Here is a 19859-nt window from a genome sequence, read left to right as displayed (position 1 = left end):
CCGATCAGGCGACACCGGGTTCCAGGAGCCCCGTGCGCAGCCGCTTGATGATCCGGCTGATCAGCCGGGACACATGCATCTGCGACACCCCCAGCTGCTCGGCGATCTGCGACTGGGTCCGCTCCTCCACGAACCGCAGGTGCAGGATGCGCCGCTCACGGTCGTCGAGCTGGGCGATCAGCGGCGCCAGCGAGTGGAAGTCCTCGACGAGTTGCAGCGAGTGGTCCTCCTCGCCGATGAGGTCGCCCAGTACGGCGTCACCGTCCTCGCCGCCGTCGGAGGTGAGGGCCGCGTCGAGCGAGGAGGTGTTGTAGCCGTTGGACGCCTTGCGCGCCTCGATGACCTCCTCCTCCGACAGCGACATCAGCTCGGACAGCTCACGCGTCGTCGGCATCCGGCCCAGCCGGGACTGCAGCTCGTCCGTCGCGCGGGCCAGCTCCACCCGCGCCTCCTGCAGTCGCCGCGGCACATGCACCGCCCAGCTCGTGTCCCGGAAGAACCGCTTGATCTCGCCGACGATGTACGGCACGGCGAACGTGGTGAACTCCACCTCCCGGGACAGCTCGAACCGGTCGATGGCCTTGATCAGCCCGATCGTCCCCACCTGGACGATGTCCTCCAGGGAGTCCTCGCGCCCCCGGAAGCGCGAGGCCGCGTACCGCACGAGGGACAGGTTCATCTCGATGAGCGTGTTGCGCACGTACTGATACGTGTGCGTGCCCTCCTCCAGCACGGCCAGCCGGTCGAAGAACTGCCGCGACATCGCCCGCGCGTCCTTGGGCCTGACCTGTGAAGGGTCCTCGATCAGCGGGAGGTCCACTTCCTCCGACATGACCCTCCCCCTTGCCGTGGCCGTAGTAAGTGCCGTCACGGCTGCCATGCTGTCCACCCCTCTCGCCCGAAGCCTCGTTGCCAACCCACGCTTGCCCCCAAAGCCGCGACTCAGTCCCCCTCTGACACGAAAGGGACCGTGTCGCTCCCCACTCTGGCCGGAAGTCGCCGTCGGCTCCGGAAGCGGGCGACGCCGCGGCCGACCCGTTCCGTCACCGTGAATACGCGAACCGTTGTTTGTCCACGGAATCGCGGGGCAATCGGAGTTCCACGCCTCCGGATCGGAGGTCGGTCGGCGGGAGCGGTCGTCCGCGCACGGGCCTGGTCGCCCATTCACCGTTCCCCGCCGCGAAGTCCCTGAAAGCGTCGTTCAGGAGCGAATTCCCATGCTGGTCAATGTGTCCGCAAACGGTTCAGGCACCCCCGTACGTCCCGGCACGCCCGACAGGAGGACGCACGACGACGCCCCCGACACCGCCACCGCCTTCGCACGGCTCGCCGCCATGGACCCGGGGCCGGAACGCGACCACGTCCGGGACGAACTCGTCCGCGCCTGGCTGCCCATGGCCCACCGCATCGCGAGCCGCTTCCGCAACCGCGGCGAGTCGCTGGAGGACCTGCGCCAGGTCGCCGCGATGGGCCTGGTCAAGGCGGTGGACCGCTACGAGCCCGAGCGGGGGGCGTTCGAGAGCTACGCCGTGCCCACCATCACCGGCGAGATCAAGAGGCACTTCCGCGACCGGATGTGGACGCTGCGCGTCCCCCGGCGGGTCCAGGACCTCCGCAACAAGGTACGTGTGGCGCGCCGCGAACTCAGCCAGACCTCCGGCGGCGCCACCGAGCCCTCGGTCGCCGACATCGCCGCCCTGGCGGGACTCACGGAGGAGGAGGTCCACGCGGGGATGGAGGCGCTCGACAGCTTCAGCGCCCTGTCGCTGGACGCCGAGATGTCCTCCGGCGACGACGGCTACAACCTCGCCGACACCCTCGGCGCACCGGACGCCGCGTACGACGTGGTGGTGGACCGCGAGGCGGTCAAGCAGGGGCTGCGCCGACTGCCCGAGCGCGAGCGCGCCATCCTCTACATGCGCTTCTTCGAGGACATGACGCAGAACCGTATCGCCGACCGCCTGGGCATCTCCCAGATGCATGTCTCCCGCCTCATCAGCCGCAGCTGCGCCCGCGTCCGCGAGGAGGCCCTCGGCCGCACCACGCCTTCTTCCTGACCCTCGCCGCCCCACCCGTGTCCCCCTGCCGTCATCGGATCACCCAGGAGCGAAAACAGATGCTGATGCCCCACCCCGCGACCCTGCGCAGGCTCGTCGAGGAGTACGAGTCACTAGCGGCCCACGAGGGTGAGCAGAGCGATCCGCAGACCACGCGGCGCGCGCAGGACCTGGCCTACACGCTGTGCGTGTCCACGGGCACCCGCGACATACGCCAGGCCCTCGAAGCGGCACGCGGGCAGCTCGCCGCCGCCCAGGCCACCGCTACCGCGGAGCTGTGCGGGAAGCGGGTGATCCTCTCCCCGGAAGCCGACAGCCATGGTTCGCGCGCGAGCGGGTACGCGGCGTTGCATGAACAGTGACCAGCCGGGCCCTTGCGAGTCGTCGACCCCGCACGTCCCGTGATGCCGAGGGAACGCCACCACCTCACCGAACACGGCACAGCCGCCGCGGAGGAACCGCCCGGCCGGCCGGTAGGGCCGCCGGGCGCGATCACCACCGCCGGGGCGGCCCGCCGCCATGTGCGGACGTTCGTGGGGGAGCGGTGGCGTTCCTCGGCCGGGCCGCCGACCGAGGCGGCCATGATCGATCTCCTGCTCGTCGTGTCGGAACTGGTCACGAACGCGGTCCGGCACGGCGGCGGGATCGCCGGTTTCGACGTCGGCCTCACCCCTGAGGGCGTGTGGCTGAACGTGCGGGACAACAGCGCCGCCGTGCCCGTGGACCTCCACGGGCACGGCGCGCTGCCGCGTGTCCACGAGGGCAACGGCTACGGATGGCCACTGATCAACCGGCTGTCCCGCGAGGTCCGCGTCGAGTGCCCCGCGGCGGGCGGCAAGACGATCAGTGTGCTGGTGCCGCTGACCTGATCGCGGCACCCCGCCTTTTTCCCTGTTCTCTCCCCCTGGCTTCCTGGCTTCTTCGCGTGTTTTTCCCGCGCCGCCTCACCAGGGCAGGAAGACGTGCACGTCCTTGCCGTGGTCGTGCACCACCACGCTCACCTCGTCGCACAGTGTGTGGATCAGGTACCAGCCGATACCGCCGCCGCCCTTGCTGGGACTGAAGGGGCGCGGCGCCGGCGACGTCGTGCTCGTGTCCCCGAGCGTCACATGGACCCCGTCGATGGTGCGGCGCATCGTCAGCTCGAAGCGCCCCGGAGCGTACTGCACCGCGTTGGCGGCCAGCTCCGTGACCACCAGCAGGATGTCGTCCCAGTGCTCGACCGCCGCCGGCGGCGAGGTGCGTGAGAGAACGCCCAGGAACCCTTCGGCGGCCGTACGGGCGCCCGTCACGTCGCCCAACTCTCCGTCGAAGGCGGCGTGTCCGTCGTAGATCTCCTCGGCAGGCAGTTTGTCGTCCCTACGTGGCTCTGTTGCCAACTTGGCTTCCCCCGCTCGGCTTCTTGAGGCGGACGCGATGTCGCTTCCCCCTCCGACGCTCGTGTTTCCCGTGGGCCGAGTGGCTACGCGTGCGAAAGCGTAGGGATGTGTGGGGCCTTGGGGAAGAGAGTGGCTCTCCGGTGCTCCTGGTGAGCGTCGGCGCACTAGCGGTCACCGGTCTCACCGTCCCCGTCCGGTGTGCGCAGGACCAGCAGGGCCACGTCGTCGTCGTTGTCGACGGGACGGGCGCGGTCCAGCAGCAGGTCGCAGAAGACGTGCAGGGGCCGGTGGGCGAGGGCCGCGGCATGCTGGCGCAGCCGGGCCATGCCCCGGTCGAGCGTCTGCCCCGGCGACTCGATCAGACCGTCCGTGTACAGCACGAGCGTGGACAGCGGCGGCAGCCGCGTGAGGGTGTCGGAGCGCGCCCGGACCAGGCCCGTGCCGAGCAGGTGGTCGTGTTCCTCGTCCAGGAACCGGGACCGGCCGTCGTGCGTGATCAGCAGCGGCGGCGGATGCCCGGCGTTGGTCCACCGCAGGATCCAGTCCTCGTCGCTGCGCTCCACGCGGCCGAAGATCAGGGTCGCCATGGACGCCTCGGCCACGTTCACCACGGCCTGGTCCAGCCGCTCCACGATGATGCTCGGCGGCTCGTGCAGGGCCCAGGCGTAGGCCCGGAGCATGTTGCGGACCTGCGCCATGCCCGCAGCGGCGTCGATGTTGTGCCCGACGACGTCGCCGATGGCCACCGCCGTGGCACCGTCGGACAACGAGAACACGTCGTACCAGTCGCCGCCGACCTGGGAGGACTCCGACGCCGACTCGTAGCGGGCGGCCATCTTCAGGCCCGGCACCTCCGGCATCTGGGGCAGCAGATGGCGCTGCATGGTCTCCGCGATGTGCCGCTGACGCTGGTACAGGCGCGCGTTCTCCAGCGCCAGCCCGGCCCGGCGCGCGATGTCCTCCAGCAGGGACAGCTCGGCGTCGGTGAAGGAACCCGGCCGGTCGCTGAGGCCCAGGGTGAGAGCGCCGAGCACCGCGCGCGGCCCACGGATGGGCGCGATCGCCGCCGAGCGCAGACCCGTGACCTGGAACAGCTTCTGCTGTGCGACCGTGATCCCGGAATCGGGCGGCCCCTGGTAGGTCTCCGGCCCGGCGAGGGCCGACGCCGCCCCGCGCAGGGCCCGGGACAGCGGCATGAACGACTCCTCGTGCACCGGCGGCAGCGGGCCCTCCAGCTCCTCGCGCCGCACCACGGCACCGTTGTGGTGGGTCGCCACCGTGTCCCGCCAGACGTCGTCGCTCTCGGTGATCAGGTCCACGACGGCCCAGTCCGCCAGCCGCGGTACGACCAGCCGGACCAGGCGCGCGATCGCCTCGTCGGAGTCCAGCGTCGAGGTCAGCCGGGTCGTCGTCTCCGCGAGCAGCGCCAGCCGGTCCAGCTGGGACAGCGTCGTCGACTGGACGGACCGGAGCGATTCGTTCCCCGTGGCGCACTCGTAGAAGAGGACGGCGGCGCCGGTCGCCCCGTCGTCGAGCCGGCACGGGGTCACCAGCCAGGTCACGGGTAGCAGCGTGCCGTCGCCGCGCTCGAACCACTCGCGGTCCCCGCCGCCCGTACGGCCGCTGACGAACACCCGCGTCATCGTGCACGACGACCGGGCCATCGTCTGTCCGAGGTGGTCGCGGTGCAGCAGGTCGTGGGCGTCGTGGCCGACGAGTTCGTCGGCCGTGCGGCCGAGCAGTTCCTCGGCGCGGGCGTTCACCGAGACGATGGAGCCGTTGTCGTGCACCAGATACATGCCCGCGTCCGAGAGATCGGGCAGCCCGTCCGAGGACCGCGCAGCCGGGCCGGGCGGCTGCCGGTCGACGTGATCCGGACTCCACGCGCTCATGTTCGGGCTCCTCCTGCTCCGGTCGCGGACGGGACTGTAGTACGCCTCGGCGGGCGTGTCCGCCCTACGTGCCTCACGCAGTACCCCGCTACCCGGCCCCCTACGCGCAAAAGGTCCGAGACAGCAGGTCAGAGCCCGTCCCGCGGACCGCGCACCGCCGCGACAGCCGCCGGCGACAGCGGGCGCCAGCCCCGTCGCCCACGGCCCGCCGCCTCAGGCCTGAGTGTGCCTTACGCACGCCGAGACGACCTCGCGCAGACTCCCCGTGCGCTCCATCACCTCGCGCTGCACCCGGGCCCCGTTGCCGCGCCCCATCAGCTCCGCGACGGACGCGCGGGCCGACTCGGCGTCACCGTGGTCGACGAGAGCCTCCTCGACATGGTCGAGCAACGCGTGGATCACCTCGCCGGCGGGCCGGGGCCGCATCGTCGCGGGGTCCAGGAGGGTCTCCGACATACCGGAACGGGCGGCCCGCCAGGCGGCCAGCCGCAGCAGCCCGGCACTGTGCGGGAGAGGTTCCAGACCGGCCCGCCACTCGCGGGCCGCGGTCTCCACGAGCCCCCGGGCGAGGGTCGCGATCAGGACCGCCGTGTCGGGGTGCAGACAGACGTCCGCGACCCGGATCTCGACGGTCGGATACCGCTGGGACAGCCGTGCGTCGAAGTAGATCATGCCCCGGTCGCGCACGATCTCCGTGGAGATCAGATCCTCGACGCACCGGTGGTACCGCTCCGCCGAACCGAAGATGTCGGCGGGCCCGGCCATCGGCCACATGTCCCACACCTGGGTGCGGTAGCTGGCGTACCGGCTGTCGCGGCCCTGCCAGAACGGGGAGTTCGCGCTCAGCGCCGTCAGGACCGACAGCCACGGCCGCATACGGTCCAGGACGGCGACGCCCTCCTCGTCGGACTCGACCGACACATGGACATGGCAGCCGCACACGAGCTGCACCTGGGTGGGCAGGCCGAACTCCCGCGCCATCCACAGATACCGGCTGTTCATGGTGATGGTCGGGCTCACCGGCAACGGCGACGAGGCCAGCGCCACGACCGCGCCGCCGAGCCCCTCCGCATGGCGCGCCGCGTCCTTGCGGCAGCGGATGATCTCGGCCCCCAGATCGGCCATCGACGACTGCGGATGGGTGGCGAACTCCAGCTGCTCGTCGTGCAGCTCCTTCTCGAACACGTCCTGGCCGGCGCCCTCCTGCGCGGCCCGCGCGAGCACCGCCGCGGCCTGTGCCCGCGGCTCGCCGGTCTCGGGGTCGACCAGCAGGAGTTCCTCTTCCACTCCGACGGTACGCACGTCATCAGGCCCTTTCGCGCTAGGTGGTGACAGCCGTGTGCCCTCGGACGGCGCCGGAACACCTCACCGGACGACGCCGGGCCGGATCCGTGTACGCGGTGTCGCTGACGGGCGAGGACGCGGAGCGGGAGAAGGACACCGAGGTGGCCGAGCTGTTCCGCACGGCACAGGCCGACAGCCGCAAGGGCGCCGACCTCGGCAAGCGGCTCCTGCACCGACGCCTGAGCGACTGACGGCCCGACCCCGGGCCGCCCGCGGTTCGGGAGACCGTCGGACAGTCCGTTCCCGGCATGCGCCATTGTGGGCACGGCCGGGGCCGTCACGCGAACCGGCCGGAGCAGTGGCGCCGGGAACGGAAGTACGCCACGGCGGGCCGTGGCATCAGCGGGCAGAGGGACCGGATGCGACCAAGGCGCGGAGAGTCCTGAGACAAGGCGCAAAGAGTCCTGAAACGACGAAGGCAAGGAGTCCACCACTCCTTGCCACTCTCAACTTATAGCGCACCGGGGGGCTTGCGGCAAGACCCCGCCCGTGCCGCAGAATCGCCGACCGAAACGCGAATCCGCGCACATGGGGGTTGTGATGATCGACGTGATCGTCGTCGGCGGCGGGCCGACCGGGCTGATGCTGGCGAGCGAACTGCGGCTGGCCGGAGTGGGCACGGTGGTGCTGGAGAAGCTGACCGAACCGACCGGCGAGTCCCGCGGGCAGGGCCTGCACGCGCAGTGTCGAGATCATGGACCAGCGCGGACTGCTGGACCGCTTCCTCGCGGTCAGCGAGACGTTCCGGGTGGGCGGTCTCTTCGGCGGGATCATGAAACCGTGGCCCGACACCCTGGACACGGCCCACGCATACGGCGTGGCCACCCCGCAGCCGGTCACCGAGCGTCTGCTCCACGAGCGCGCCGTCGAACTGGGCGCCGACATCCGGCGGGGCGGCGAACTGGTCGGACTGAGCCAGGACCCGGACGGCGTGAGCGCCGAGCTGGCCGACGGCACACGGCTGCGCGCCCGCTATCTCGTCGGCTGCGACGGCGGCCGCAGCGCGGTGCGCAAGCTCCTGGGTGTCGCCTTCCCCGGCGAGTCCGCCACGGTGGAGACACTGCTGGGCGACATGGCCGCGACCGAGGATCCGGCGACGATCACCGCTGTCGTCGAGGAGGTCCGCAGGACCGAGCTGCGGTTCGGACTCGCCCCTCTCGAGGACGGGCACTACCGCGTTCTCGTGCCGGCCGAGGGGGTGGCGGAGGACCGTACGGCCCCGCCGACCCTCGACGAGTTCAAAAAACAGCTGCGGGCTTTCGCGGGCACCGACTTCGGGGTGCACTCACCGCGCTGGCTCTCCCGGTTCGGCGACGCAACCCGGCAGGCCGAGCGCTACCGCGTCGGCCGGGTGCTGCTGGCCGGCGACGCGGCGCACATTCACCCGCCGACCGGCGGGCAGGGGCTGAACCTCGGTGTGCAGGACGCGTTCAACCTCGGCTGGAAGCTGGCCGCCGCGGTCCACGGCTGGGCGCCGGAGGGCCTGCTGGACAGCTACCACGCCGAGCGGCATCCGGTGGCCGCCCGCGTGCTGGTCAACACCCGCGCGCAGATCACCCTGCTGGGATCCGATCCGGGTCCGACCGCGCTGCGGGAGCTGCTGTCGGAGCTGATGGACTTCGAGGAGGTGAACCGGTACATCACCGGGATGATCACCGCCGTCGACGTCCGCTACGACTTCGGCGAGGGCCATGACCTCCTCGGCCGGCGCATGCGGGACGTGCGGCTGAAGCGGGGCCGCCTGTACGAGCTGATGCGCGAGGGCCGCGGCCTGCTGCTCGACCCGACCGGCACCCTCTCGGTCGAGGGCTGGGCGGACCGGGTCGACCACGTCGTCGACACCGCCGAGGACCTGGACGTCCCCGCGGTACTCCTGCGCCCCGACGGCCATGTGGCGTGGGCCGGTGCGGACGGCCGGGAACTCCTCGACCGGCTCCCGCGGTGGTTCGGGGCCGCCACCGGCTGACCACGCTCGCGCCGGGAGGCGAGGGCGTACGGGGCGGGTGCCGAAGGGAGCGGGCGCAAGACCGCCCGCCCCGGACCGTTGTGGGGACCGTCCCGCACCGCGCAGGATGCTGTGATGACCTCGCCTCCCGCAGTACGCCCGTACCGCCCCGGGGACGCCGACGCCGTCCACGAGATCTGCGTCCGTACCGCCCACAACGGCGGCGACAGCCGGCCCTTCCACTCGGACCCCGACGTCTTCCCGGCCACCTTCGCCACGCCGTACGCCCACCTGGAACCGGAACTGACCTTCGTACTGGACGACGGTCGCGGGCGGGCCGTCGGCTACATCCTCGGCACCGCGGACACTCCCGCCTTCGTGGACGCCTTCCGCGCGAAGTGGCTCCCGCTGGTCGCCGAGCGCTTCCCGGCGCCCCTCGGCCCGCCCACCACCCCCGACGAGGCGATCGCCGAGCTGCTGCACCGTCCCGAACGCATGGTTCTGCCCGAACTCGCCCCGTATCCGGCCCACTTGCACATCGACATCCTTCCCGCCTGGCAGGGCCGGGGCCACGGCCGGGCCCTGATGCACACCTTCCTGCGGGCCCTGCGCGCCGGAGGGGTGCCGGCCGTCCACCTCTGCATGGTCACCGCCAACACACCGGCCCGTGCCTTCTACGACCGCCTGGGATTCCACGGGATAGCGGTCCCGGACCCCGGCCCGGTGACCTACCTGGGGCGCGCGACGACGCGGAACGAGGGGCCGCCGGGCGGCGGGACGCGCTGCTGACTCCGGCCCCGCGCGGCTCACCGCACGGCGGCCAGAACGTGGCTGGGACCCACCTGCCAGACCGCTCCGACGTGCTCGAAGCCCGCCTCGCGCAACAGCGCGACATGGCCGGACAGGGTCAGATCGTTGCCCTCGCAGCGGGGACGCCCGCCGTCGTCGCCGCGCGTGAGGAAGGGGGCCAGCTCCGGGTCCGAGGCCGCGCCGGACCACCAGGAGTCCCAGTCCTCGGCGAGGGAGGCGGCGCTCCGGGCGGCCCGGCGGCGGCCGAGGTCGACCGCGAGTTCGGACACCTTCGTCGAGTCCGGGCTGATGTGGTCGCCGTTGACCAGGATGCCGCCGGGGCGCAGCAGCCCGGCCAGCTCCCCGTACACCCGCCGCAGCGTGTCCGTGCCCAGGTAGTGCAGGGCGGTGGTCGACACCACCGCGTCCGCGGGGCGGGCCAGGTCGAGCGCGTCGAGCCAGCCGGGGGCGCCGATCAGGGTCCTGACGTACCGCAGGGCGCTTCCGTAGTGGGCGCTGCCGAGTTCCAGGAGGAGCGGGTCCGCGTCCACGGCGAGCACCTCGGCCCCGGGCAGGCGGCCGGCGAGCCGCGCCGCCAGGCATCCGGGGCCGCTGCCGAGGTCCAGGACGAGGGGCGCGGGGCACTCGCGCGTCACATGCTCGACCAGGTCCGCGATGACCTCGAAACGCTCTTCGCGGTCGACCGCGTACCGCTGCTGCTGACGTTCCCAGCGCTCCACCCATCGCGCCGCCGTCGCCGTGCTCACATCCATGCCGGTCGCACTGCCTCCGCCCCGTCCCGCCGCTGCTAATGGAAATCATTGCAGATTGGCGAGGGTGGTGAGCAACGCGTCGATCTCCTGCGGGGTGTTGTACACATGCAGGCTGACCCGTACCGAGCCCTCCTCCTCCGCCCGGCCCGCCTGGCAGTGGCCGTCCGTGCGCACCATGAATCCCTGACCGAAGAGGATGAAGCCGAGGTCCTGTGAGCCGATCTCGCGGTGCCGGAAGGTGACCAGACTCCGGCGCCGCTGCACCTCGGTGCCGGCGGTGAGGCTGGACCGGCAGCCGAGCACCTCATAGGCGTCCATCCGCGCCAGTCCGTCCGTGAGCCGGGAGGTCAGGGCCACCGTCCAGCGTTCGATCCGGTCGGTCCCGGCGGCGTCCAGCCAGTCGAGCGCCGCCGTCAGCGAGACCACGCCGGCCGTGTTGGGCGTACCGCTCCAGCCACCCGGCCGGAACTCCGGTCCGCGGAGGTTCCGGGACCAGACGGCACCGGTACCGGGCAGCGCCATCGCCTTGTGACCGGAGAACACCACGAGGTCGACGTCCAGGGCGGCCGTGGAGAGCGGCAGATGGCCGATGCTCTGCGCCGCGTCCAGACAGATCGGCACCTCGGGCCCGACGACCTGCCGGATGCGGTGCACGTTCATGTCGACGCCGTAGACGTGATGGACGTGGGTCGCGGCCACGAAGCGGGTGCGGGGACCCACGACCCCGGCGAGCGCCTGTGGATCGTAGTCACCCGAACTCTCCTGGTACGGCACTCCGCGCACCCGGACGCGCACCCCGCGCAGGGCCAGCAGTTCCTGGGCCTCCAGCCACGGCGACAGGTTCGCCCGGTGGTCGGCGAAGGGCACGACGATCTCGTCGCCGTCGCCGAGGAGAGCGGGCAGCCAGTCCCGGGCGACGCTCCGCAGCCCCTCGGTGGTCCCGCTGGTGAAGTGGACCGACGACCGCCCGGGGTCCGGGTCGTCCAGGAACGCCTTGATCCGGTCCCGGGCGTTCTCCACCAGCGCCGTCGTGGCGTTGGCCCAGGGATACGAACCCCGTCCGGCGTTGGCGTTCGACGTCGTCAGATACGTCTGTACGGCGTCCAGGACGGCCCGCGGCTTCTGGCTGGTGGCCGCGCTGTCCAGATAGACGAGGTCCGGATGCCCGACGACGATCGGGAACTGGGCGCGCAACGACCGCTGCCACGAGACCGGTTCACCTGCTTCCCCCGGCTCCGCCGGGTGTACGACGGGACCGGCCACGTCAGTCACGCACCAGTGGGGCGCCGGCGTCCCGCCAGGCGATGATGCCGCCGGCCAGGCTGCGCACATCGGGGTGGCCCATGCGGGTGAGCAGGGCCGCGTACCGGGCCGACTTCTCGCCGACCGGGCACGCGAGCAGCACGGGCTGCCGTCTGCCGAAGGGCAGCCCGCCCCGGAGGAGTTCGTCGAACAGCTCGTCGACGATGTTGACCGAGCCGTCGATGTGGAGTGCCGCGTACGCGAAGGGGCCGCGCAGGTCGATCACGAGAGGGCGGTGCGCGGCGATCCACTTCTGGGCGTCCTCGACGTCGACGACGGCCGCCGAGCGGACCTCGTCGTCGGTCACCGTGGTGACCGAGTTCTTCACGGGCGGGCGGCCCAGCAGGTCCGGGCGGCGCCGGCGGACGTAGTCGAGGTAGCTCTCCACCCGGTCGCAGACGATGAAGACGGCGGTCCGCCGCTGCGTCAACCCGGCGTCCAGCGCCCGCAGATGACGGACACCGCCGTAGTAGGCCGCCCCTCCGGTGGGGCCGGCGAGCAGGCCGCAGCGGCGGAGCAGGGTGAGCATCCCCTCGATGGCCTCGTCGGCGCCCACCGCCTCCAGGGTGTCGTAGGTGGCCGGGTCGAAGATGCCGACCTCCCGTACCTCGTCGACGGTACGGATGCCCGGGATGAAGTCCGTCTTCTCCCCGACGAGTCCGACGACACGCACCGCCGGGTCGTGCGCGCGCAGCGCCCGGGCCACGCCGGTGGAGGAGCCGGCCGTGCCCACACAGGCGATGAACCAGTCGGGCGCCCGGCCGTCCAGGTCGGCGATGATCTCCGGGCCCGTCCCGGTCGCGTGCGCCTCGGTGTTGAGAGCGTTGAAGTACTGGTCCGTGTGCAGATGGGTGCCGCCCGGGCGGTTCAGCCGCTGGTGGAAGAGGGTCAGCGGATCGTCGGTGTCGGTCGGGTCGAGACATTCGGTCCGGCCGGGCAGTTCCTCGATCTCGGCGCCGAGCAGCAGGAGCAGGTCCTTGATCTCGGGGACGCGCATCCGGTTGGTGACACTCTTGAAGGGCAGTCCGTGCAGCCCGGCGATGAGCGCCAGGGCCTTGGCGGTGTTCCCGCTGGACAGCTCCACGATCGTCTCGCCGCGCTCCTTGGCTCCGGCGATCTCCGGGCGGGTCATGCTCCACGCGGCCCGGTCCTTCAGCGAGCCGAACGGGTTGAGCATCTCCAGCTTGGCGTACAGGTCGATGTTGCGCAGGCCGTGCACGGCCGGGTCGATACGGACCAGTGGCGTGTCGCCGATGGCGTCGGTGATGTTGTCGTACCTCATCCCTGCGGGTCCCCCGTACGGTCGAACGGCCAGTACTCCTCGTCCAGACACCACCGCGCGCGGCCGTCCTCCTCGTGGACGGCCACCTTGCGTGCCATGGGCTGCTGTTGGGCGTGCGTGGCGGTGAAGTCCATGCAGTAGGCGGCCGTGTTGACGAAGGCGAGGAGGTCGCCGGAGCGCGGCAGCCGGGGCAGGAACACGGTGCGGCGGGTGAGGAGATCCGACTCCAGGCAGAGGTTGCCCACGAGATGGACCGCCACCGGGTCCGCCGGGCCGGGCGGGCCCGGGGCGCGGGGCAGGACCACGGGGTCCAGCAGTACGCCGTGGTCCTCCAGGCCGACATCACCTGCGTTCATCGCCAGGCGCACCAGGGGCCCTCCCGTGTCCGTGGGCCGCACTTCCAGGACCTTGCCGAGCGTGAGCCCGCACTGGTCGGCCAGGGCGCGGCCGGGCTCGACGTAGAGGTCGTACATGCTTTCCAGCAGCAGGGTGCCCAGGGGGCGGCCCAGGCTCGGCGCCGGGTGGGAGAGCAGGTCGTCGAGGTATGCGGCGCCGGCCGTGGGCCGATGGGCCGGGTAGAGGCTCAGGGCGCCCTTGAGGGTGCCGTTCTCGACCCGGAGGCCGTAGCCGTGGCCGCCCCAGGTCAGGGGTGGCCGGTCGCCCAGGACCGCCGAGGTCAGTTCGGTCGTCCAGCGCTCCCACTGGGCCGCGTGCGCCAGGTAGGAGACGCCGAAGCCGCCGCCGACGTCGATCGCGCGTGGCCGGAAACCGCGGATCCGCAGCTCCTCCATGGCCTGGAGACATCCTTCGAGCGCGGCCGCCTTCTCCTCGAGGCTCGTGGTGTCGAGGTGGTAGCCGACGCCGATCGGCTCCAGCTCGTCCCGGTGCCGTTCGAGGACGTCCAGCAGGTGATGCAGGGACTTCACCGGCGTACCGAAGCGGCTTCTGCGCGACAGCCTTCTGGCTCCGGCCGTCTCGAAGCCGCTGAGGCGCAACAGGACGCGGACGCGCGGCAGCCCATGGGCGCGCACGAGACCCGCCGCCCGCTCCAGCTCGGCGGGACCGTCGGCGTTGAGACACGCCCCGCTGTACGCGGCGAGCCAGAGGAACTCGGGGTCCTTGGGGCCGGTCGCCATGATCCGGGAGCCCGCGAAGCCGGAGCCGAGAGCATGCCGCAGCTCGCCGAGCGACGCGGCGTCCAGGGCCGCGTCCGTCGTGGTGAGCCGGCGCACCAGGGAGGCCGCACGGTTCGCCTTGTGGGCGAAGTAGATCCGCCCGGCCAGCCGGTGACGGTCGAGAACCGAACGGAAGCGCCGTACGTTCTCGGCGATCTGGTCCGGCAGAAGGACGTTCAGCGGGGAGCCCAGGGCGTCCACCAGATCGTGCAGCAGCGGTGCCGAGTCCAGGAGGGCCGCCGTGCGCGGCTCCAGCCGGGGTTCCAGGTACAACGGGTCGTCGTCGCTCATCCCAGATGTTCCTCCCCACCGAGGAAGACGTACCGGTGTCGGCAAACGGCCATAACGACCGTAACCCTCCCCTCGCCGGGCCTTCGGGAACCGGGCACGGTGGGGGAGGGGCTGTTTCCCGACCTCCGACGGCTGGAACGGGACGGTCGACGCGGAGGAACGGGTCGATGGGTGAACGAACGGCGAGCCCGGGTGGGGCCGGTGGGTTCGCAGGGCCGCGTGGGGCGGACGGTCAGCCGGGGCGCAGGGCGAGGCTCATCAGGATCGCGTCCCGGTCGTCACCGGGGGCGATCCGCAGCGCGCCGGGCCAGCGGCCGACCTCCACCCAGCCGACCTTGCGGTAGAACTCCTCCAGGCCGACGCCGCCCCGGGTGGACAGGGAGAGCCGCTCCAGGCCCATCTCGTCCCGGGCGATGCCGTGGACGCGGTGCATCAGCGCGACCCCGATGCCCCGGCCGCGGAAGCGCGGATGGGTCTGGACGTGGTTGACGGTGCCGCAGTGCGCGCCGAGCGGATGCGACTCCCGGCGGACGATCAGCCAGCCGGCGAGCGCGTCACCGACGAGGGCGACGAGCAGTCTGCCGCGCGCGGGATGCAGCGAGTGGACGAGCGAGTCGACCACGGGGGCGACGTCGTGGGCGCTCACCGGAAGAGGGGGGAACTCGGTCGCGAGGACCGCGCCACCAGCGTTCGCCACGACCTCCCAGCAGCCGGCGATCTCCCCTCTGAGCCCCGGGGTGACCTCCTCCGGGCTGGTCAACTGCAGAAAGGTGGAGACTTGATGCACCGTCATGTCCCTCAGACTGGCACAGGGGCCGTCGGCCGCCGGGCTTCTGCCTGCTCCAGCGGGTGAGTCGTACTCCTCCAGGCGGACGGCTTCGGCGCCGCCGTCGCCGGGCCGCCGCGACACCACCGCCCGAGCGTGGGTCCTACCTGGCTCCGTGTGTACCCCCGGCCCAGCGCATGCGCCGGGCCTCGCGCCGCGCCCTCAGCAGCGTCCGTGCCGTGGCCGGCACGGGCGGGGACGCCGAACCGCGCAGCAGCCTCGCGCCCCGCGCGAACGCCGCGTCCGCGGTGAGCAGTTCGATGTCGACGACCGTCCGCAACAGCACTCCACCGAGGCCCTGCGTGAGCACGGGCAGAGCCCTCGCCGCACGCAGGCGGACGCGGGCCTCCTCGATCTGGTCCTCCACCAACTCCCTTACGCGCGACGACTCGCGGCCCTCCGCGAGATCATCCGCCGTGACCGAGAAGCGCTTCAGCGTCTCCTCCGGGATGCCCAGGCGTCCTTCCGGGAGGTCCTCGGCCAGATCGTTGACGAAGTCCAGCCGCTGGCTGCCCTCCATGAGCGTCCGGCAGGCCGCGCGGAACCGCCCGTCGTCGCCCTCGGGGCCCAGCAGCGACGCGACCAGCATGAACGCGGGCAGCGAATAGGCGTCCACATAGGCCTGGTAGTCGGCCTCGGTGGCGAAACCGGTGAACTCCAGATCGGCGGTCGCGGTGCCCAGATACTGCTCCACCGCCCCGCGCAGACCCGGACAGGCCGCCGCACTGTTCAGCAGCGCGCGGATCAACGGATCGGCGCTCACACCCGTCTCCAGCGCGCCGCGCACCTCCCGCTCCCACGACGCCCACGCCGAGACCCGCGACGGCTTCGGGCCGGTGTCCAAGAGGTCGTCGCTGTGGTGCATGATCGCCGTCGCCGCCACGACGTGCGGCAACAGCGCCCGTGGCAACAGCAACCGGGCGGCGAGGTAGGAGGTGCGCCGGGCCCGCGCCACCAGGTCCCGCTGTCTGTCGTAGTCCCGCCGCGACTCCGGCTGCCGCACACCTGCTGCGTCCAGGCTCTGCTTCCACGTGCTCATACGCCGATCGTAGGCGGGACGCCGAGGCACGCCTGATGCCCTCGGACCTGCCCCTTCGGCTCTCGCGCGAGCCGGTGCGCGGGAGCGGAGGCGCCGCGACCGAGGTGATCCGCGCGTGCAAAAATGTCGGCGCGAAGACCCGGCGGGGACATCGGAGATGGGACGCAATGATCGGGACCGTGTTCCGCAGTGCGGACGTGCCGGCGGAGGACAGATTCGACTTCTGGCGGGAACTGCTCGGCGCGACACGGGCGAGCGAGGCGATCAGCCCTCATTCGGCGGACTTCTGGGGGGAGTTGCGCCTGATGGAGCTGGGCCCGGTGACCGTGTGGCCGGCGTCGTTCCTGCCCTCGCGCTACCGGCGTGACCAGCGGATGGTGCGCCGGTCCGACCCCGAGCTGTACCACCTGACACTGCTGCTGGACGGGAGCCTGGCCCTCGACCACGCCGACCGGCGCGACACGTTCGGCCCGCGCGATCTGCACCTGGCCGACAGTTCGCGGCCGTACGACATCCGGTCGGCGGACGGCGGGGGGACCGGGGTCATCAAGGGGGTGGGCGTCGACTTCCCCAAGGCGCTGTTTCCGCTGCCGCCGCACCAGGTCCGGGAGTTGCTCGGCCGGGGGCTGTCGGGCCGGGAGGGCATGGGCGCCCTGCTGGCGGACTTCCTCATCGGCCTGGAGCGGCAGGCCGACTCCCTCCAGCCGTCCGACGCGCCACGGCTGGGCACGGTCGTCCTCGATCTGCTGTCGGCCTGGTTCGCCCACGCGCTGGAGGCCGAGACGGCCCTGTCCCCGGAGACGCGTCTGCACGCGCTGACGCGACGCGTCCAGGCGTTCATCCGGCAGAACCTGCACGACCCGGAACTGACGCCTCCGGTGATCGCCGCCGCACACCACATCTCTCTCAGCTACCTCCACCGCGTCTTCCAGCAGCAGACGGACGGCGAGACGGTGGCCGCCTGGATCCGCGCCCGGCGCCTGGAGGGCGCGGGCCGCGACCTGGCGGACCCGTCCCTGCGCACCATACCGATCCATGCCATCGCCGCCCGCTGGGGCATGCCCCGTGCCTCCGACTTCACCCGCGCCTTCCGTACCGCCCATGGAATCGCACCCAGCGAGTTCCGGCTGCGGGCGTTGTCCGAACGTCGATGAGCGCGGACGTCAGGTCGGGTCCATGTACGCGACGCGCCTCTCCGGACATGTGAACGCCGCACGTGCGGACGTGTACCGGGCGCTGGTGGACGCCGACGCGGTCGCGCGATGGCGGGTCCCGGACGGCATGAGCGCCGAGGTGCACGAGTTCGACGCCCGTGAGGGAGGCAGGTTCCGTGTCTCCCTCACCTACGACACGCCGGCCGGGACCGACAAGTCGGCGTCACACATCGACACCTGACACGGCCACTTGCGCGGCTCGTGCCCGACGAGGAGGTGGTCGAGGTCCTCCGGTTCGAGTCGGACGACCCCGCCCTGCGCGGCACGATGACGATGACCACCCGGCTCACCGACGCGGACGGCGGCACCGAGGTCTTCGTCGTGCACCCTCGGACACACAGCCGACGTCGCTTGCGCGTGGGATCGCGAGCGGCGCTCCCCTCAGACGGGGGTAGTGGATCGAGAGGCTCCGGTTCAGGGTGAGGGGCATGACAGAACTGCAGACCTTCGTCCTGCCCCCCGTGGTTGACGGCAGTGACGTGGACAAGGCACTGGGCCAGGCGCTGATCGCCGCCTGGCAGGCGGACGGCATCTTCCAGATCCAGGCGACCCCGGAACAGGAAGCCGTCACCGAACGGGCCCTCGAAGCCTCCCGGGGCTTCTTCGGCCGCCCGTTCGAGGACAAGGCCGGGCACGTGTCCGACCTCACCTACAGCGGCTACGTCGCCTCGGGCGAGGAGGAGACGGCCGGGGAGAAGGACGGCTCGGAGATCTACACCGTCTGCCCCGACATCGCCGAGGACGACGCCCGGGTCGTCGACAAGTGGCCGTGTCACGGGCCCGCCCCCTGGCCCTCGGAGCAGTACGCCGGTGCCATGAAGGACTACATGGGCGCCGTGGGCGACATCGGCGAGCGACTGCTCCGCCTGGTCGCCCTGGGCCTCGGTCTGGACGACATGGACCACTTCACGAAGCTCACCGAGGACGGCTGGCACCACATGCGGGTCCTGCGCTTCCCGCGGGCGGACGCCACCTCCGAGCGGGGCATCGGCTCGCACACCGACTACGGTCTGCTGGTCATCGCGGTCCAGGACGACGTGGGCGGCCTCTACATCCGCCCGCCGGTACCGGGCGAGACCCGCGGCCGCAACTGGCTGGCCGACGAGTCCATGGCCGGGCGGTACGAGAACGAGGAGCCCTGGACCTTCGTCACCCCGGTCCCCGCGGTGTTCACCGTCTTCCCCGGTGACATCATGCAGTTCATCACCGGCGGCACCCTGCTCTCCACCCCGCACAAGGTGCGCCTGGCCGACCGCGAGCGGTACACCATCGCGTACTTCCACGAGCCGTCCTTCCAGGCGGTCGCGCGGCCCCTGGACGGGGGCGGCCCGGACGAGTTCATCCACTACGGGACGCACTTCACCAACATGTTCATGCGCTGCTACCCCGACCGCGCCGCCACCGCGCGCATCGAGAACGAGGACCGGCTCGCCGTGCTCGAACGCCTGCGCAAGGAGGCCCTCAACTCCTGAACGGCGTGCCGAGGAAGCCGCCCGGCTCATGCCGGGCGGCTTCCTCGGGCGTCCGCGCCGGTTTCCCCGCTCTCAGGGCAGCAGGCCCAGACGGCGGGCCGTCATGACCGTCTCCATCCGGGTGTGGCAGCCGAGCCGGCGCATCGCGCTGCGCAGATAGCTCTTCACCGTCTCGGCGCGAAGGCCGAGTTCATCCGCCACGTCGGCATTGGTCCGCCCCAGCGCGACGCAGGACAGCACGTCGAGTTCGCGTGCCGAGAGAGCGCTCAGGGGCTGGGAGGCGGGGGCCCCGGTGCCGGCGCCGGCCAGTTTGTCGCACACTCCGACGACCCGGTCGCGCGACTCGTCGTCCGGGAGTCGCTGGGCGAGGATACGCAGTTCGGCGTAGGCCTCACGGATCGTCTCCCACCGGGGGGATGTGGGACGCTCGGACCCCTCGACACGTTCCGAGGAGGCGCGCAGGCTGTCGAGGCGGCGCGTCACCTCGTCCCGCACCGCCAGGCTCTGCTCCAGATCGCGGGCGGCCCGCATGACCGAGTCGACGGTCCGGTCGCCGAGGGCCACGGACCTGCGGACCGCGCCGTACATGACCGCGCGCACCGCCCGGTTCACCACGACGGGCGCGGCCACGACGGCGTGGATGCCCTCCGCCGCGACCATGAGGTCGTAATGGTGGCTGATCTGCTTGCAGTTCGCGTAGTCGTTGACGGCGATGGGGCGGTGCAGGGCCACCACCTTGCCGCCGAGCCCCATGCCGAATCCGAGGGTGAGTCCGGACAGGGCGTTGGTGTCGTTCCCCGTGAACTCGGTGAGCTGCGCGTGCCGGCCCCTGACGACGACGCCGCCGAAGGCGAGATCCACTCCGGCGGTGTCCCGTAACGCCTGCACACCGCGTTTGACTTGGCGGTCGTCGTCCGGAACAAGGGGTGATGTCACTGTCATTGCGGCTACCTCGATCTGCCCGGGGGCAGAAGTGCGCCCCCTGCCCGCGTCGTGCGCGGGCCTCGTGCGGGAGTGGTGCGGTGCGGCGACCGCTGAGAGCGTGTACCCGGGTGCTGTCCACGTACAAGGAGCGGACA

The 19859-nt window shown here is 71.6% G+C and carries 18 protein-coding genes and 2 pseudogenes; 9 read left to right on the top strand and 11 right to left on the bottom strand.

Annotated elements, in window-relative coordinates:
* Positions 1-4: 4 nt before the first annotated feature.
* Positions 5-832: an RNA polymerase sigma factor SigF gene (locus tag ACWCRJ_RS27085; RefSeq protein WP_450941744.1), complete on the bottom strand. Its 828-nt coding sequence runs from the start codon at positions 830-832 to the stop codon at positions 5-7.
* A gap of 385 nt (positions 833-1217) precedes the next feature.
* On the opposite strand from ACWCRJ_RS27085, the gene ACWCRJ_RS27080 reads away from it, so the two are divergent.
* Genes ACWCRJ_RS27080 through ACWCRJ_RS27070 form a run of 3 tightly spaced genes read left to right on the top strand, consistent with a single transcriptional unit; the run spans position 1218 to position 2926 of the window.
* The gene (locus tag ACWCRJ_RS27080; protein WP_005474205.1) at positions 1218-2057 is read left to right on the top strand and encodes a SigB/SigF/SigG family RNA polymerase sigma factor; all 840 of its coding nucleotides are present in this window, start codon (positions 1218-1220) and stop codon (positions 2055-2057) included.
* Between the two features lie 59 nt (positions 2058-2116).
* Positions 2117-2419, top strand: coding sequence for a DUF5133 domain-containing protein (locus ACWCRJ_RS27075; RefSeq protein ID WP_450941743.1), 303 nt, complete (start codon positions 2117-2119; stop codon positions 2417-2419).
* 42 nt (positions 2420-2461) lie between these two features.
* Positions 2462-2926, top strand: coding sequence for an ATP-binding protein (locus tag ACWCRJ_RS27070; RefSeq protein WP_450941742.1), 465 nt, complete (start codon positions 2462-2464; stop codon positions 2924-2926).
* Between the two features lie 75 nt (positions 2927-3001).
* On the opposite strand, the gene ACWCRJ_RS27065 is transcribed toward ACWCRJ_RS27070, so the two are convergent.
* From ACWCRJ_RS27065 to ACWCRJ_RS27055, 3 genes are all read right to left on the bottom strand, one after another.
* Positions 3002-3436, bottom strand: a complete 435-nt coding sequence (locus tag ACWCRJ_RS27065) for an ATP-binding protein (protein WP_450941741.1) — start codon at positions 3434-3436, stop codon at positions 3002-3004.
* Positions 3437-3600: 164 nt separating this feature from the next.
* On the bottom strand, positions 3601-5328 hold the full coding sequence (locus ACWCRJ_RS27060; protein WP_450941740.1) for a SpoIIE family protein phosphatase: 1728 nt from the start codon (positions 5326-5328) through the stop codon (positions 3601-3603).
* 213 nt (positions 5329-5541) lie between these two features.
* Positions 5542-6630, bottom strand: a complete 1089-nt coding sequence (locus ACWCRJ_RS27055; protein WP_450941739.1) for a glutamate--cysteine ligase 2 — start codon at positions 6628-6630, stop codon at positions 5542-5544.
* Between the two features lie 35 nt (positions 6631-6665).
* On the opposite strand from ACWCRJ_RS27055, the gene ACWCRJ_RS27050 reads away from it, so the two are divergent.
* From ACWCRJ_RS27050 to ACWCRJ_RS27040, 3 genes and pseudogenes are all read left to right on the top strand, one after another.
* Positions 6666-6863: a hypothetical protein gene (locus ACWCRJ_RS27050; RefSeq protein WP_450941834.1), complete on the top strand. Its 198-nt coding sequence runs from the start codon at positions 6666-6668 to the stop codon at positions 6861-6863.
* Between the two features lie 349 nt (positions 6864-7212).
* Positions 7213-8638: pseudogene (gene rox / locus ACWCRJ_RS27045) on the top strand (rifampin monooxygenase).
* A 114-nt stretch (positions 8639-8752) separates the two neighbouring features.
* A complete protein-coding gene (locus ACWCRJ_RS27040) occupies positions 8753-9406 on the top strand; it encodes a GNAT family N-acetyltransferase (RefSeq protein WP_450941738.1) in 654 nt (217 codons plus the stop codon).
* A gap of 17 nt (positions 9407-9423) precedes the next feature.
* Here the strand turns inward: ACWCRJ_RS27040 and ACWCRJ_RS27035 are convergent, their stop codons facing one another.
* From ACWCRJ_RS27035 to ACWCRJ_RS27010, 6 genes are all read right to left on the bottom strand, one after another.
* Positions 9424-10179 carry a class I SAM-dependent methyltransferase gene (locus ACWCRJ_RS27035; RefSeq protein ID WP_450941737.1) on the bottom strand — a complete coding sequence of 252 codons (756 nt, stop codon included), beginning with the start codon at positions 10177-10179 and terminating at the stop codon, positions 9424-9426.
* A gap of 45 nt (positions 10180-10224) precedes the next feature.
* Positions 10225-11442, bottom strand: a complete 1218-nt coding sequence (locus tag ACWCRJ_RS27030) for an aminotransferase class V-fold PLP-dependent enzyme (protein ID WP_450941826.1) — start codon at positions 11440-11442, stop codon at positions 10225-10227.
* A gap of 1 nt (position 11443) precedes the next feature.
* Entirely contained in the window at positions 11444-12763 is a 1320-nt protein-coding gene (locus ACWCRJ_RS27025) for a pyridoxal-phosphate dependent enzyme (RefSeq protein WP_450941736.1), read from the bottom strand.
* Positions 12760-14229 (bottom strand): Y4yA family PLP-dependent enzyme, encoded by a 1470-nt coding sequence (locus ACWCRJ_RS27020; protein WP_450941735.1) that lies wholly within the window; start codon positions 14227-14229, stop codon positions 12760-12762. Before ACWCRJ_RS27020 ends, ACWCRJ_RS27025 begins: the two co-directional genes overlap by 4 nt.
* A 232-nt stretch (positions 14230-14461) precedes the next feature.
* A complete protein-coding gene (locus ACWCRJ_RS27015) occupies positions 14462-15022 on the bottom strand; it encodes an N-acetyltransferase family protein (protein ID WP_450941734.1) in 561 nt (186 codons plus the stop codon).
* 136 nt (positions 15023-15158) lie between these two features.
* Positions 15159-16094 carry a squalene/phytoene synthase family protein gene (locus ACWCRJ_RS27010; RefSeq protein WP_450941733.1) on the bottom strand — a complete coding sequence of 312 codons (936 nt, stop codon included), beginning with the start codon at positions 16092-16094 and terminating at the stop codon, positions 15159-15161.
* A 167-nt stretch (positions 16095-16261) separates the two neighbouring features.
* Between ACWCRJ_RS27010 and ACWCRJ_RS27005 the strand changes: the two genes are divergently transcribed.
* From ACWCRJ_RS27005 to ACWCRJ_RS26995, 3 genes and pseudogenes are all read left to right on the top strand, one after another.
* Positions 16262-17248 (top strand): helix-turn-helix domain-containing protein, encoded by a 987-nt coding sequence (locus ACWCRJ_RS27005; RefSeq protein ID WP_450941732.1) that lies wholly within the window; start codon positions 16262-16264, stop codon positions 17246-17248.
* A gap of 22 nt (positions 17249-17270) precedes the next feature.
* A pseudogene (locus ACWCRJ_RS27000) lies at positions 17271-17731 on the top strand (SRPBCC domain-containing protein).
* Positions 17732-17736: 5 nt separating this feature from the next.
* Positions 17737-18780 carry a 2-oxoglutarate and iron-dependent oxygenase domain-containing protein gene (locus ACWCRJ_RS26995; RefSeq protein ID WP_450941731.1) on the top strand — a complete coding sequence of 348 codons (1044 nt, stop codon included), beginning with the start codon at positions 17737-17739 and terminating at the stop codon, positions 18778-18780.
* A gap of 72 nt (positions 18781-18852) precedes the next feature.
* Here ACWCRJ_RS26995 and ACWCRJ_RS26990 read toward each other — a convergent pair whose 3' ends face one another.
* Positions 18853-19722, bottom strand: a complete 870-nt coding sequence (locus ACWCRJ_RS26990; RefSeq protein ID WP_450941730.1) for a response regulator transcription factor — start codon at positions 19720-19722, stop codon at positions 18853-18855.
* Positions 19723-19859 lie beyond the last annotated feature (137 nt).

It is taken from the genome of Streptomyces sp. NPDC002324 (genome assembly GCF_053593335.1).
The sequence above is the reverse complement of the archived record's forward strand: the minus strand, read 5'-3'. Positions and strand labels throughout refer to the sequence as shown.

Bases quoted from the DNA above. Each gene is read 5' to 3' on its own strand.
- ACWCRJ_RS27080 (WP_005474205.1), top strand. From the start codon at position 1,218: ATGCTGGTCAATGTGTCCGCAAACGGTTCAGGCACCCCCGTACGTCCC.
- ACWCRJ_RS27035 (WP_450941737.1), bottom strand. From the start codon at position 10,179: ATGGATGTGAGCACGGCGACGGCGGCGCGATGGGTGGAGCGCTGGGAA.
- ACWCRJ_RS27060 (WP_450941740.1), bottom strand. From the start codon at position 5,328: ATGAGCGCGTGGAGTCCGGATCACGTCGACCGGCAGCCGCCCGGCCCG.
- ACWCRJ_RS27005 (WP_450941732.1), top strand. From the start codon at position 16,262: ATGATCGGGACCGTGTTCCGCAGTGCGGACGTGCCGGCGGAGGACAGA.
- ACWCRJ_RS27070 (WP_450941742.1), top strand. From the start codon at position 2,462: ATGCCGAGGGAACGCCACCACCTCACCGAACACGGCACAGCCGCCGCG.
- ACWCRJ_RS27020 (WP_450941735.1), bottom strand. From the start codon at position 14,229: ATGAGCGACGACGACCCGTTGTACCTGGAACCCCGGCTGGAGCCGCGC.
- ACWCRJ_RS27025 (WP_450941736.1), bottom strand. From the start codon at position 12,763: ATGAGGTACGACAACATCACCGACGCCATCGGCGACACGCCACTGGTC.
- ACWCRJ_RS27010 (WP_450941733.1), bottom strand. From the start codon at position 16,094: ATGAGCACGTGGAAGCAGAGCCTGGACGCAGCAGGTGTGCGGCAGCCG.
- ACWCRJ_RS27015 (WP_450941734.1), bottom strand. From the start codon at position 15,022: ATGACGGTGCATCAAGTCTCCACCTTTCTGCAGTTGACCAGCCCGGAG.
- ACWCRJ_RS26990 (WP_450941730.1), bottom strand. From the start codon at position 19,722: ATGACAGTGACATCACCCCTTGTTCCGGACGACGACCGCCAAGTCAAA.
- ACWCRJ_RS27085 (WP_450941744.1), bottom strand. From the start codon at position 832: ATGTCGGAGGAAGTGGACCTCCCGCTGATCGAGGACCCTTCACAGGTC.
- ACWCRJ_RS26995 (WP_450941731.1), top strand. From the start codon at position 17,737: ATGACAGAACTGCAGACCTTCGTCCTGCCCCCCGTGGTTGACGGCAGT.
- ACWCRJ_RS27040 (WP_450941738.1), top strand. From the start codon at position 8,753: ATGACCTCGCCTCCCGCAGTACGCCCGTACCGCCCCGGGGACGCCGAC.
- ACWCRJ_RS27075 (WP_450941743.1), top strand. From the start codon at position 2,117: ATGCTGATGCCCCACCCCGCGACCCTGCGCAGGCTCGTCGAGGAGTAC.